The following is a 15,989-nucleotide window of genomic DNA, read 5'->3' on the forward strand; positions in this document are numbered from 1 at the left end:
GACTGTAATCACATTCGCTTCGCTAAACTTTTCTGCTGATTAATTCGCCTTAATTAATCTTAATTCTCCTTAACTAGCTGATTTGGGTAGTAGAAGTAAGCATGTCGAAAGATTTTAGTCGTTTGATTCGCACCCTAGGTGGTGCGTTTTTGTCGTTCCTAATGGTATTGATTGCTATGCCTGCGAAAGCGGATATAGCCGGGCTTGATGTCCAGTTGTCACCAGTAAGTGGCCAATACGACAACGGCAGCCAGATTGAATACACGTTGACCTTAACCAACACCTCTGGTTCCATACTTTCTGGGTTAGAGGTCAATGATGAGATCATGAACATCATGACTTCCGGTGATTCCGGCGGTTCAGTGAATGCATTTGAAAGCGCAGAGATCTCCGCGTCCGCTTCTTTTCTATCTTCTGCTGGTGACTACGACAGAAATGGCAACCTAACTGCCACTGATGTTCGAATTCGCAATAACGGCACGGTGTCTTACACCATCAAAGCAACCGTTTCTGAGCAGGCGGCGGGCGATATTAACAACGTTGCCAATGTTCGCTCTGGTGCGCTTTCACGAGAAGATTCAAACACAACTACCCACCAGAGAGTGGTGTATGAACACAGCATCGATCTTTCTGCGTCGGTTGATAAATATGGCACAGGGCAGGCTCTGGTTTACACCCTAAAAGTATCGAACACAGGCTCTGCAAAAATCCAAGGTATGACTGTTACCGACCTTGTGGCCGATATTGAGGCCGAAGACATCAATGGTGCAATGATTCCAGCTTTTACGTCTGTCTCGAACAGTGCTTCTACTTCGGGATCAGGGAGTAACGCGGGGACGTTCTCAACAAGCGACAACTTGGATGCGAAGGATGTATCTATCGCAGTTGGTGGTTCGGTTACCTACACCATTCGAGGTCAAATCGATTCAACGTTGGTCGGCGACATCATCAATGACAGCGCTGAAGCAAAAACACGTGACGACAACCAATCAGCCGGTGGTATCACAACGCCGCCAAAAGACGCTGATGTCACACTCTCGCACTCGCTCAACAAAACGGATGATTACCTTGTTAGCGAAGATTTCTCATACACCATCACAGTGCGTAACGCTTCAGGTGCAGGTATCGCTCACAACTACACTGTTCAGCAGTTGATGGACTCGTTGAAGTCGGATCTAGGCAACGACATCAGCAACGACAAAAATGCCGATGACACAACGGGTAACCCGTACTCGACTTGGACCAATGAAGTGGTATCAATTGGCTCGAACAGCCTCTCTGAGCTACAAGCATCGGGCAAGCAAACCGACAAATCACTCGATGATAAAGTGTCTATCTACCCTGGTGAAGAGATCGTTTATTCCATTGTGGTGCATGCAAGTCCCGTTTCTATCGGTAAGATCCCTCAGTTGGAGGCGAAAGTTCTTAACGACGAAGGCGGCGCTGATTCAGCTGGCGTGCTTGCAAATACGCTAAACACGGAAGATGTTCTCGATTCATCATCGAGCCAAATTAAACGAAACAAGCGAACTAAAGACACGACGTATGTGCCAGGTGTTTCTGGTGAGAATGAAGTGGTTTACGACATCGAAATCTCGAACGCGGATTCGAAATACTTTGTCAATGATGTCATCGTGCTAGACAAGTTTGCGTGTAACGTTACTGAGCAAGTTGATGGTTCGTCTGGATCTGCTTTTTCTGAATGGAAACTTGAAGTTGCGGATAGCCGTGGCGAAGGCTCTAACTACGGCTCTTTTAACTATGGCGCTTGGACCACCGACGACATTGACCTAAAAGTCGATTTGGCTCCTGAAGGTTATGTTCGTTACAAGTTGACGGCAAGAGTGGCGGACGACAGTGTAGGTCAGATTGTTGATGATGGCACAGATGCGGGACTTTGTTTAGGGGACAACCTAGGCGAAATTGGCTCTGGTGTGCAAATGCCGAACTCAAACTTAAAAGTGCAAAAAGAAGTAGACTCTCGCTACTACTCGTCAGGTAGCACCCTAAACTACACCATCACAGTAGAAAACAGCGGTGAAGGATACGCGATCGACGTTCCTGTTTATGATGATCTGGCTTCTGTAACCACTACTTCTATCAACGGAACATCAACCAAAGCTTACGTAAGTTGGGTGGTAACGGCGACCTCTTACGATGAGGATGGCAATGTTTCCACAAACAGTAAGCCGGGCTTCACTGGCGAAATTGCTGGTAATCAGAGCAATAAGAACATCTTAGATGTAAATGCGACGGTTGCTCCTAAAGAAACCATCATTTATTCGATTGCTGCAGTAGTTAACCCAATTGCGGATGATGAAATCCGAAACGAAGTTGAAGTGGATGGCAAGCTTTATTCGGATCGAAGCTCTTACCCTCGTGATTACTACCTAGTGTTGGATAAGCGCGTAGATGGGAATGATGAAGAAAGCTGGTACACCAATACGACTAATGAAGTGACTTACACCATCAGTGTGACTAACCCTGAAGGCAATGGTTTTGCTTCTAATATCGAAATTAAAGATGACATCAGCGGAATAGAGGCAGAACTGCTTGAGCCTGCTGGTGCGATGAAGAAAGTCTTCACCTCGTGGACTATTTCAGCAGACATTGAGGCAGATTCGCCTTGGTTAAAAGTCGCCGCTGATGCCGGTGACTTTTCTGATAACAATGATCTTGATGTTATCGCTCAAGTCCCACCGGGTGTAACTATCACATACACCATTGTTGGTACTCTTGATCGCAGTGTTGATACTGAGATCCTGTGGGGATCTTTCTCTAACACAGCAACCGTCAAGTCGACTGACGCAGAAGACAACATCAATCTAGCGGATTCAGTCACGACGCATCCAAACGAGCCAAACCTTGTTGTGGCGAAAACCGCTCAAAACACTGATTTTATTGTTGGTGAGCGTGCAACGTTTGATATCTACATCTACAACCGTGGAGTGGGTTACGCCAATGATGCAACCGTTAAGGATGACATCGAAGCGCTGAACTTCTTCTCCAGCTGGTCTATAACAGGTTCAAAAAATACCGATGAGCCAGGCTCACGCTACGGTGACGTTTCAGACAACGAAAACATCGATACCGACGTCGATATCACTCCGGGAGGGTGGGTGCATTATGAAGTGTCCGGTATCGTCAAAAATGATTATCCACACGACCAAGTTTCAAACCGTGTTGATGTTTATGACCCATTAACGGATCGCGACCACAGTTCGTCTGCTCAAATCGACAACAAAGACAGCGCTTATGACATCAACGTTGCGTTGACTAAAACAACCAATGTTGTGCGTTACACCCCAGGTGAAGATCTCGAGTACACCATCGTGATCGGCAACAATGGTGATATTCCAGAAACGGATCTGATCTTGATTGACCGTCTGAGTGAAATTACAACCACGCTTGCGAATGACAAAGATGGTGAATCAGAGGATTTACTTGAGCAAAATCCGTTTGAGCATTGGTCGTATTCAGTTGATGGTGGTGCCTACAGTACGCCTAATACCAACGATGTTGAGATCCCACTTAACATTCCTGCGAACGATTTTATTACCGTCAAAATCAAAGCGCTGGTCAAAGATAATGCGGTTTCTAACGGGGTAGAAGCGGGTGAACAATATTTGATCCGCAACGAGGCATTGTTGATTCACAAAGATGATGCAGGTTGTACTACTTCATGTGAGTACTTAAAACGTGCCGTTGCTGAAAACCATCAGGTTTACAACAATGGTGATGTTTTCCGTACCACTAACATCAACCGTTACTCTCCAGGTGATGAGTTGATTTACACCTTCAAGTACACCTCACAAGACGGCAAAGGCTACCGTAATAACGTTGATGTGAATGAATTGATTAATGGTATTTCAGTTCAATTGCAAGATGGCTCAACGGGCAACCCGTTCTATGATCCTACGACAAAGACTAATCAGTTCAGCGTAAGTGTAGAGAAAAGTGATCTTGCGAATGCGGGCACTACAGATGGTGCAAAAGACGGTACGGTCGCTGACAACAATGACATTGTAACTACGATTGATATCGATGAAGGAGAAGATGTCACGTACACCGTGAAAGGGATGATTCGTCCCGATGCGGTTGGTGATATCAGCTATCGTGACACCATTGTTATTCCGAATGATTATCACCTGAATTTTGACAAAATCACTGATGAAACGGTTTACGAGCCGGGTAAAACAGTCACGTATCGTTTGATCATCGAGAATGATGGTAAAGCCAATGCCGATGACATTCCAATTGTCGATAATCTTGAGGATATCACGGTAGATCTCGTTGATGGCGGTACAGGTGATGCATACGTTACTTGGGACATTACTTCAAAGGCGACCGGTGATAATAAAGAGTACGTCGACGCAGGCGCAGGTGCTGGCAATGTTTATACCTCCAGCGACCGTAACCTAGACGTATTGGCTGATATTCCAATGGGGGCAACCTTGGAATATGAAGTGGTTGCGACGGTTAATGACAAAGCGCAAGGCGAAATCGTCAACTTGTTAAAGGTTGATGGCGACAGTATTGCTCACAGTATTAAGCAGACTGTAAACAAAGTTGAGTACGAGAAAAATATTCTCGCTTTCTATGATGTAGATGGAAACAAGCTGGCTGGTGCGACTCACTACATGCCGGGTGGATATGTTGAGTATGAAATTCTGATCGAAAACATTGCCGAGGCTCATGTCGATGATATGAGCCTACGTGATGACATTGATGAAATTATGACGGACTACTATGACGGTAGTCGAGGCCCTGCATTTGTTGAGTGGACGATTACGACAGATACCGATCGTTCAGGTATCTCTGACCCAGATGTAGATGGTGCTATTGTCACAGGCACACCTATTACCGATCCTATCAATACTCACGTCGATATTGCAGCCAAAGACTTCGGCGGTTTCTTAACCACGCCTCATGTCCGATATGTGATTCTCGCGAAGATCAGCCCAAAAGCGGTAGGGACGTTTACTAACCGAGCGTTTATTGATGAAGATGATGGCAACAAGCTAATTGCGGTGTCTCCTCCAGCGTCAATGGCTGACCCGGAAATCAGCTTCAATAAGAAAGCCTTCTCTGATGCTGGATTCAGCACAGAGAAAACCACCTACTCGCAAGCATCGGGTGAGAGTGAGGTTTACTACCGTATTCAGCTGAAAAACAACGGCTATGGCACCGAGTATGGTTCTCGCCTAAAAGACACCATCTCTGCGATTCAAACCCGTCTTGCGGAAGATAATTCGACGGCGGGTGGCGATCCGGTTGGTGAACCTTTTGATGTAGGTTGGGAAGTGAGTTTGGCGAAAGATGCAGCACCAGACTCGATTACCGAGGCAGTTGGTTTTGTCGATGGTTCTCGTATTGATATCGACAATGACATTGTTATCGCCCCTCAGGAGTCATTGACATTCACGGTCCATGGCACCATCCGTGAAGATGCATTGGGTGATATTAAAAACACCGCGAACTACGATGGCAAAAACCGAACCGCCACGTTGCTGCCTTTGGCGAACAACATCAATGTGGAAAAACGCGTCGTGTCTATTAATGGTGCACCTTTCACCTCGGGAGATACTTACATTCCTGGCGATGAAGTGGAGTACGAATTCGTGGTTACTAACCCAGAAAATGGGTGGGCGAACGATGTGCGTATTCAAGATACGGTGACCGATATTGGTGTTGAAGTTATTGGCGGAACAACCAAACCGGCGTATGCCTCTGGTGATATCAGTCATACGGTGAGTAATGGTATCGACGCGAACATTGATACCTATGTTCCGGGTTACAGCGTAGCCGGTAATCTCGATATCGAAGTAGATATTGCAGCTGGAGAAGCGCTGACCTTTAACCTGAAAGGTACAGTAAGAGACGACGCACTGGGTGAGATTGAAGCGAACCGAGTGACCGCAGATGGTAAGTCGGATTCGTCGGAGCCTATTCCACCTAAGCCTTCAGAAATCAACTACTTCAAGACGTTAGAGTACACCGATGGCGATTCCGCGAGTTGTTCGGTTCCTTCTAGTGATGGTAGTGGCTGTACTTATGCTCCTCGCGGTGATGTGGAATATCAAGTCACCCTTGAAAATACGGGCGACAGCATTGCTAATGACGTTCGTGTTATCGATGCCATTAACAATATTAAAACGGAAGATGGGGTAGATGCCTTCACTGAATGGAACACAGGTATTGCTGTTGAGCCTGCGGGAACCTACGACGTTCAAGGTAACTACAACGGCAACGTACCTTTGAATGCCACGGTAGACCTTCGCCCAGGTGAACACATCGTGTTTGACGTGAAGGGGACCGTTTCTGCTTCAGCAACGGGCTCGATTACCAATACGGCGCAAGTGAATGGCAATGACACGAATGACATTGTGCTTGAGGCGGGTCGTTCAAAAATCCTGATCGATAAGTGGACCGATACTCCAGAATATGTCCCAGGCGGCACTATCAACTACTACATCGATATTACCAATGATGATGTAGACACCGGCTTATTCTCGTTGCGCGACATTATTAGTAGTTTTGAAGTCGAGACGGTTGACGGTTCAATGCAGACGGCACTTAAAGAGTGGACGCTTGATTACGAAGTGCTGTTTAACTCTGCTCCAAGTGATCCAACGGCAAATGACTTCACTGCTCTGGATGCTTATGTTGGCGCTGTTAATCCAGATATCGATTTGCCATCAGAAGCGATAAAAATGGCTGGTCGTGATGACGCAGGCACTGGCGGCGGAGACAAGTACACCGTTCTACGTATCCACGTGGAAGGCAAGGTTCGTGATGATGCGATTGGCCGATTCACCAACACGGCATACCTAAAACACGGTCTTGATGATTCTAAGATTGCTCGACTTGAGCAAGGCTACATCACACCAAAACCAGGCCAATTGGAGCTGACCAAAGAGACTACGCCGATTGCGGAGCCGGATGCGAAATACCAACCGGGTCAGCCTGTTGCGTACAAAATCACCTTAACTAACGTCGGTGAAGGTTACTTGGTTGACCAAGTGCTGGTGGATCGCATTGATACCATTATGACCGATGTGGCGAACAGTACTGACAAAGAACAAGCCTTTACGGGTAAATGGGTGATCAGTGATGAAGTACTCGGTGGTAGTGGCGATCCTTTGCTGAACGCTCGCAAAAACGTGATCGATACCGATCAGGGTTACAGCGCGACTTACAGTATCCACCCGGGCGATAGTTACTCTCTCGTTGTAACGAATACCGTCAACGACAAGGCCAAAGGCAACATCACTAACTTAGTTAAAGTGGACAGTGATGGCACAGACTACACTGCGGAAGCGACGTATTTGCCTGAAGACGCGCAAGTCACGTTGGCGAAAGAAGTCGACAAGCTTGAATACCTACCGGGTGATACGCTGACTTATACCGTGACGGTTAAGAACAACGGCTTAGGTTGGGCAGAAGCCGTTGAAATTGAAGACACATTGAAGTCGATTGAAACGACACTTGCTGGCGGCACCACAGGAAAAGCGTTTGACCCAAGTTCAATTCAGATTTCAGCGGTTTCAACAACGGGTGAAACGCCAGTACCAGCACCAACAACAGGTGAAGATCTGAAAGAGACGCTGGATATCGCTCCTGAAGATACGATCGTTTATACCATTCAAGCGACAACGGTAGCCAATGCGACGGGTGACATCACCAATACCGCGAGTACAACGTTTGAAGGGAGTACAGCAGAAAAAAGCGTAACCAGTACGCCAATTCTAGCGACGGTGTCCATTAATAAGATCGTTGATACAACCACGTATGAAGTGACCAAACTGATCAACTATGACATTACGGTGAGCAATACGTCATTGGCGTTTGCTTCTGGTGTTGAACTGAAAGACATCATCAGCGACATCGATGTTGATACCACCAGTGGTAACAAAGAGTCAGCGTTTATGTTGTGGGAAGTGACGTACGAAGCATCGGATGAACGCACGGTTGTGACGCCAAAAACGTTTGAGCTGAGCGACGATATTAATGCAACCATGGATATTGCGCCTGAGAGTACCGTGACCTTCCGTGTGAAAGCGCTGATCCGTACCACAGCGATTGGTCAAATCAGTAACACTGCAACCGTCACTTATAACGGTGTTTCTCAAGAATCAACGGCGATTATGCTGCCGATGGATTCCGATTTTGTCGCCACCAAAACAAACGTTCAAACCGAATACGAACCTGGTGAAGAGTTGGAGTTCTTGATCACAATCGAGAATACCTCGAATAACTACATCACCGATTTGAGCGTGGTGGATGACATGTCGTCTATCCAAGTTGGTTATTACGATGGTACAACTGGCCCTGCGTTTGTAGATGGCTCAACATCGCTTGAGGTTGAATCACAGACCATAGGTAGCAATGTCGAATCGATCAGCCCGACAGAATACAGCGTGGATATTGCACCAAAAGGTAAGGTGGTATTCCGCGCGAAAGGCACGGTTGTGGATTCAGCGACCGGAGCCATTGTAAATACCGCGCAAGTCGATGGTGGTGATGTGATCAGCCCACCCGTTCAGAGTGTGAGTGCGGTTGTTCAGGCGGAGCTATACACCGACGCACCACATTACGTGCCGGGTGAAAAAGTGGAATATCACTTAGTAGTTGAAAACATCGGACGCGGTATTGCAAAGAACGTAGCGGTCTACACTCAGTTCGCTGAATCCATGGGTGATTACATCGATGGTTCTCGTGATAAAGCCTTTGATGATTGGACGCTAACGGCGGATTGGCAAGGGGCTGAAACTCAGCCGGGCGATTATGAAGACGATAAAGACCTGTTCACCATCGTTGATATCGCACCGGGCGGTAAGATTGATTACACCTTCACGTTGACCGTCAACGAAGACATGCTGACCAACATTGATGTACTCGGTTACTACTTAGATCTGACGTGGAATCCGGCTGCAATGGCGCGCTCAAAAGGCATGATGCCTTCGCCAACCTCAGTGCAGGGTTCAGCAGACCAAGTTGCAGCGTTGGATTTACCGCCTGTTCCTGCTGAGCTTGTGGTCGAGAAGCGTTCTGATAAGCCGGAATACACACCGGATGATAATTCCGTCACTTATTACTTAGCCGTGACGAACCAAGGTGATGGTAACGCAGCCAATGTTCGTCTAACCGATGAAATCAGTGAGCTGCAAAATGAAGCGGGCAACAAGGTCTTCACCGACTGGACGATTGAAGGTGTTGAAGTAGACGACAGCGGCAGCGTGATTGATCGCCACACCTTCCCGGCAAGTGAAGATTTGGACTTAACGGTCAACCTTAAGTCGAAAAAACGTAATGCGTTTGCCTTTGAAGTTGTGGGCACGCTAGGTAAAGGCTTGGATGACGACATCACCAACACCTTTACCGCGACAGAAAGCGACGGTACACAAACCAGTGACAGCGTGACCACGCACATCAAGAAGATCCCAGATAACAGTGGTGAACTTCAGCTAACGAAAGCGGCGTTGCAAGACACCGCGCAAGTGGGTGATGCCGTGGAATACGAAGTCATTGTAGAAAACAACAACGAATCGTACTTCAAAAACGTCACCGTGGAAGACCGTTACCCAGGCGGCTTCAAGTACATTCTTGATACATCGGAAGTGGTGTTGAGTGGCCCAGATGGTGAGTTTGGTAATGAAGACGACCGAGTGTTGACGATTGAGCCATCAGACACAGGCAAGCTGCTGTTTACCTCATTGAACTTCGACCCGGGCGAGAAGCTGCGTATTCGTTATCTACTGCGAGTTTCTGTTGGCGCGACGTTTGGTGACTACATCAACACCGCGGTATCGAAAGTCGATGGCCTTGCGGTATCGAACGAAGACAGTGCCAAAGTAACCGTAGAACCGGACAAGGTATTCGATACCTCATCCATCATCGGTAAGGTGTTTGAAGACCACAACAAAGACGGTTTCCAAGCAGACGCGACGGCATTTGATGTGGAATTGATTGCCAACTTGCCTACACAAGACTACATCGCTGGCTCTACAATCGTCGTCCGCGATGGGAAAGAGCTGTCGGTTGAGGATGAGCAAGACAATGGTCAAGTGATTTCAGCCGTGCAAGAAGGTGTTGAGTTGGGTGATCTTTGGGGCCACTCGATAAACCGCACCATCTCTGAAACAAAATCTGTCGCGATTCAATTCAAAACACGTACTCGTGAGAGCTTTGATTTTACCGTCACATCGGACGGTGGCTCACGCATCGAATTTGATGCGCAAGGCCAAATCAAGTTTGCTCATGAATCAGACAAAAAGAACGGCCTAAGTGCAGAGAATCTTAACGTCACAAGAAACCTCTATCGACATGGCGATGCCTACCTGTGGGAAATCGTGATTGAGAACAAAGGGGTTTATGAAGACGGGATACCAGGTGTCAAGCTGATGACGGTGGAAGGCATCGTCATTCATACAGACCAGTACGGACGCTACCACGTGCCCGACCAATGGGTGCTGAATAAGAAAGGGAAAAACTTCCTAGTGAAGTTAGACACTGACTCGTTACCGACTTCGATGGAAGTGGTGAGCGAAAACCCGAAAGTGTTGCGAATTACCCCGAATAAGCTCACGAAGTTTAACTTCAGTGTTCATCGCAAAGCGAAAGACGCCGAGCAAGAGTAGTGAGTCATTGGAGCAGTATCTGGAATTTGTATGAAAGTATTTAGCAAGTCTCGTTTAGCTACCTGTATTATTTCTGCCATGCCGATGATGGGCATGGCAGCCGATACCAGCAAGTTAGAAAAACTCGAGTCAGAGACCACTGATATCGCGGTCGAAACACCAAAACAAGAAGACGACGCATCGCGTATTTATTTAGACCAAGGCGCTATTTGGGCGAGTCGTGATATCACGCGATTTGACCCAGTGCTGGATGTGAGCGTCAGTGATGAGCTGGAGGTGGAAGAGGGTACGCTGCGCGATAGCGTTGGTTTCACCATTACCACTAACTACAGCTACTACATCAAAAAATACCAACTTGAAGTTTATCGTGTGGGCGACTTTGGTTTGTCCGAGCCGATTGCCGTGCTAGAAGGCGATAAGTTGGCCAACGATTTTGACATCAACTGGGACGGTGCTACAGATGTAGACTACCAGTTTGATGTTGGTGGCCAGCTGTTGTTCCGACTTAAAGCATGGGACAAAGACGGCAATATGGATGTCACTACGGTGGGTGTGACGGATCTCGTTCGTCCGGATGCAGAAGTGGACATCGACCGAAACGACAACGAAGACGAAGAAGGCAAAGGCCGCAGCTATGGCCAAGCTAAGTTGATGCGTCACAACATTCCGACCGACGCAGGTCTGGCGAAGTTTATTGGTACCGGCCTTAAACGCGTTGATAAAGTCATCATTGGCGAAGACGAATTCGACGTTGAAGATGGCAACTTGTACGCAGAGCAGTACCTACCTACCGACGCGTATGTATTCCCAACCAAAGTCGTGTTTGATAATGGCGATGAGCGCCGTTACCAACTCTACGTGCGTATCCCAGACACTTACTATGCACAAACTGGTTTGGCGGATTTGTACATCGGTAAGAACAACGTATGAGGCAACAGTGCAGCGCTTGGCGTTGATGATCAATACCAAAACGACATCTACAACCAAGGTCGTCTGGCGTACTTTGGCCAAGGTAAGTTTGGTGACAAGCTGCGTATTACTACCCACTTTGATACCAAAGAAAGTGAACTGAAAGACATGTTTAAGCACCCGTTTGCGTCGGAAGACTCAGACGTGTTTGACATTCTGGAAGACGATGACGAGTTGTACTACGGCAACTATGGCGACAGCTCGAACATCGAGAAAGTGGTCAATACCAAGGGCAAAGTCTACCTAAATGTAGAATACGACAAGTCGCAGTACTTGTGGGGTAACTACAACACGGGTGTCACAGGCACAGAAACCAGCGATTACAACCGTAGCTTATATGGCTTCAAAGCAGACTACCGCACTCGCGATACCACCCAATACGGTGAAGACCGATTGAATATCGTTGGTTTTGTAGCAGAAGCAGATTCCCTATACGCACACGATGAATTTCTTGGCACTGGCGGCTCGCTTTACTTCTTGCGTCACGGCGAAGCAGTACCAGGCAGTGACAAGGTTTACGTTAGGGTCGTGGATGAAAGCGGCTTAACGCAAAATGAAGTGCCACTAGAGCCGGGGCGTGACTATGAATTCGACCCATACCAAGGCCGAATTATCCTGACTAAGCCGCTAGACAACATCATGTCTGACAGCTTTGGCAGCGTGATTGAAGGCAACGACGATTACGAAAACTATCTGGTTGTGGACTACGAATACGTCCCTCAAGGCTCTGACTCACTGGATGCGATGTCTTACGGCGGCCGTGTGAAAGGCTGGATGAATGACTACATCGGCCTTGGCGTCACCTACGCGACGGAAGAGAAAGACAACCAAAACTACCAAGTTTACAGCTCTGATTTAACGCTTCGCGCAACGGAAGGAACGTTCATTAAAGCGGAATTCGCTCACAGTGAAGGTCGACAAACTGAGTCGAACTTTGTCTCGTACGATGGTGGTTTAACCTTTACGCCGATTGGTGACAGTCTAGAAGACCGCGAAGGTGACAGCATTCAAGTGACAGCCGTTGCGAACTTATATGACTTGGCGCCGAGCATCTTCGGTGCGGTCGGTAACGACGTCAAACTTTGGTACAAAGACAAAGACGCCGGTTACAGCTATGCAAGTAGCAGCGATGACCTTGAGCAAGAAGCGTATGGAGCGGAATTGCGCCTGCAAGCCACCGACCGTATTGCAGTGTTATCACGTTTTTCTGCCAACGAAGAGCGTGACATGGATGGCAATCTGAAAACAGATTCTGAGACCATTGAGCTAGAAACCCAATTCAAACTGACTCAGCACATCAAGCTATCGGCAGCAGGCCAACAGGTCGATGAGCTCAACCAAGCCGATGAGCAAAGTAACGCAACCTTGGCGGGTTTACGTTTGGATTACATGTGGGACAGCGACAACAGCGTTTATGTCAAAGGCCAAACCACAATGAATCAATCGGACGACTACGACGATAACGACAGCGTTTCTGTGGGAGCTGAGTTCCGCGTGTTGGAAGACTTATCACTGGGCGGTGAGTACACCACGGGTGATCGTGGCGAAATTGCCGAAGCGACGGTGACGTATGATGTCTCTGACGACCACTCTACCTATGTCACATACGTGGATGACAACTACGAAGGTGAAAACAACGTGATTGTCGGCCAACGTGCTGACCTAACTTCAAGCGTGGATTTCTACCAAGAGAACCAATTTGTCGATGAAAACGATGGCCACGGCCGTATCGACTCCTACGGATTTGGTTACGATGTGACAGACGATGTCGAAATGGGCATTGGTTATCAACAAGGTGAAATCGAAGACGATGAAAACCAAATCACCGAGCGACAATCCGTCAGCTTGAACGCGTCAATCGATTTGGATGACATCAACTTGAGTCACAAACTGGAATACCGTGTCGACAAGAACGAAGACGATCCCGATGTCGCACAGCGAGAGCTGGAGCAGATCGTGACGACCAACAGTTACACACATCGCTTAACGGAAGAGCACACCTTGTTTGGTAAGTACAACTACTCGATCACTGAGAGTCAAACCACAGGTGAGACCATGGCGCGCTTTGTTGAGGCAACAGGTGGCTTAGCATACCGTCCAATCTACAACGATCGTCTGAACTTATTGAGCCGTTATACCTACATTGCGGATTATGACCAACTAGACCGTGATGTGGATTACCAAGATGAAACCAGTCAAATCATCGAAGTCGAAGCGATTTACAGCATCGATGAAAACTGGGATGTCGGCGCGAAATACGCACACAAAGACAAAGAAGAAGTCTTTGCACGTGAATCCGGTAAGAACGAAATCGTCAAAAGTGACATTGATCTGTATGGCTTAAGCGCCTCTTACCGAGTGATGAAAGAGTGGGACGTCACCGGTGAATACCACTGGAAAACGGACACCTTAAATGATGAGTTGGAACATGGTGCCTTGGTGTCAGTGAACAAGCACATCGGCAACAACTTCAAAGTCGGTATTGGTTACAACTTCTCTGCCTTTGATAGCGACTTAACCAACGATGATGACTACGACGCGCAAGGCGTATTCATCAACTTGGTTGGTAAGTTATAACCCCATCTGTGAATGAGTGAGAGGAATTTATGAAAACAACCCTTCGTCTTCTTGGTGGGGTAGTGGGCACGCTGCTTGTCGCAGGTTGCGCCACTGATACTTACGTAAGCCAAGAGAACCGAGACAAGTTTACCGACTTGGACGTATCGAAATTCTTAATCAGCGAATGTTTAGCGCCAGAGCGAGAGATTCACATTGCTGTGGCAGAGCACTTTGCTTTTGATAAGTACAACATTCGAGACGTAGATGCGACGAGTCTGAATGCCTTCGTGCATGAAATCGAAGGCTTAAGCGGTCGAATTACCATTGTTGGTCATACCGATTACAAAGGCTCACTGGAATACAACGAAGCCTTGTCACTGCGCCGCGCTCAATCAGTGGAGAGCTTCCTGAAAGAAAAACTCAATCCAGACCATTATGACTGGGAAGTGAAGTATTTTGGTGAAACGCAGCCACTAGCGCTAGGTAAGACCGATGAAGATCGTGCTGAAAACCGTCGTGCTTTTGTGGTGTTCGAAGAAGCGCAAAAATATGAAGAAATGCCATTTTGTGAGCCACCCAAACCGGATCGTAAAATCTACATGGCGATGACACCGCACTTCGATTTCGACGAGTCCGAACTGAAGCCAGAAGATTTAGCCCAATTAGACAGCTTCACTGATAAGTTGCAAGGCTTGCAGGGCAGTATTCTTGTAGCAGGCCATACTGACCAAATTGGCTCGCTGTCATACAACGAGGACTTGGCACAGCGCCGAGCATCTGAAGTGGTGAAGTATCTGAAAACCAAAATCGACCCATCGCACTTCTTATGGGAAGTGAAATCGTTTGGTGAGCTAAAGCCGGTTATCAATGAACGCTCGAAAGAGGCCAATGCCCTTAACCGCCGAGCCTTCATCGTATTCAAAGAAGGTTCGATAGAGCAGACAACTATCCAACCTAAACAATAATTAAAAAGCCAGCCTAGGATTGAACCAATAAAGGCTGGCTTTTTTACCTTTCTCTCGTATTTCCACTCTATTTCATCCTCCTTTCCTACTTTCTCAAGCGCTGGCAAATACACGCTAGATGAAATAAAACCGCTTTGCCCTTAGCACAAATTATTTTCATTTATATTTCTATGAGTTGCATTTAGCTGAATAACAATTATTCGATTTAAGTATCGAGAATCGCAATATGATAACGAGAATTGTGATATTGACCTGAAAAACATATAGGAATTTTCTGAGTTTTGGGTAATACCCTGATTTAGCGAGATTTATAGACTAACTTTATTAGTGACGTCGTGTTAGCTAAAGCTAGGTATATAACTATGAAATGGATTTTGTTGCTTGTAAGCCACACTTTGTGTGTTTTGGCTGGTTTTGCTGCGGGTATTTACGCTCTGCCTATTCTTATTCAGCCGGATTCGCCTGATGTTTCCGTCATCTCTAATTCCACTGAAGGTGTGCTGTATCAAGGCTCTTTTGATCGCAACCGAACTGACAGTGATTTCCTACACTGGGGAGAAGGGGAGATCTGGTTAACAGAGGACACCATTGCGTTCCAAGGTGAGCTAGCTCCGGGCCCAGATTATAAAGTTTATCTTTCTCCAACATTCGTTGAAACGGAAGCTGATTTCAATCGATTGAAGCCGCAAATGATTAATGTGGGTGACGTAAAAACATTTGACCGTTTTATGGTCACTCTTCCTCAAGATCTGCCTTTAGACAACTACACGACCGTTATTATTTGGTGTGAAACATTTGGTGAATTTATTACCTCTGCGCAGCTCGAATCTGTCGCAAATCTGAACCAGAGCTGACA

General features: G+C 47.1%; 3 protein-coding genes and 1 pseudogene. All 4 read left to right on the forward strand.

Translation table 11 applies throughout. The features are described from left to right. Positions 1 to 101: 101 nt before the first annotated feature. The 4 genes and pseudogenes from ATB78_RS07570 to ATB78_RS07585 all read left to right on the forward strand — a co-directional run bounded on the left by ATB78_RS07570 (position 102) and on the right by ATB78_RS07585 (position 15,987). The gene (locus tag ATB78_RS07570; protein ID WP_155647778.1) at positions 102 to 10,640 is read left to right on the forward strand and encodes a DUF11 domain-containing protein; all 10,539 of its coding nucleotides are present in this window, start codon (positions 102 to 104) and stop codon (positions 10,638 to 10,640) included. Between the two features lie 30 nt (positions 10,641 to 10,670). Further along, positions 10,671 to 14,186: pseudogene (locus tag ATB78_RS07575) on the forward strand (hypothetical protein). A gap of 29 nt (positions 14,187 to 14,215) precedes the next feature. Beyond that, the gene (locus ATB78_RS07580) at positions 14,216 to 15,133 is read left to right on the forward strand and encodes an OmpA family protein (RefSeq protein ID WP_061008276.1); all 918 of its coding nucleotides are present in this window, start codon (positions 14,216 to 14,218) and stop codon (positions 15,131 to 15,133) included. A gap of 362 nt (positions 15,134 to 15,495) precedes the next feature. Then, a complete protein-coding gene (locus tag ATB78_RS07585; protein WP_005441250.1) occupies positions 15,496 to 15,987 on the forward strand; it encodes a DM13 domain-containing protein in 492 nt (163 codons plus the stop codon). Positions 15,988 to 15,989 lie beyond the last annotated feature (2 nt).

Origin of the sequence: Vibrio sp. CUB2, from assembly GCF_001557945.1 — a bacterium.
Lineage (GTDB): Bacteria > Pseudomonadota > Gammaproteobacteria > Enterobacterales > Vibrionaceae > Vibrio > Vibrio owensii.

Bases quoted from the DNA above. Each gene is read 5' to 3' on its own strand.
- ATB78_RS07570 (WP_155647778.1), top strand. From the start codon at position 102: ATGTCGAAAGATTTTAGTCGTTTGATTCGCACCCTAGGTGGTGCGTTT.
- ATB78_RS07580 (WP_061008276.1), top strand. From the start codon at position 14,216: ATGAAAACAACCCTTCGTCTTCTTGGTGGGGTAGTGGGCACGCTGCTT.
- ATB78_RS07585 (WP_005441250.1), top strand. From the start codon at position 15,496: ATGAAATGGATTTTGTTGCTTGTAAGCCACACTTTGTGTGTTTTGGCT.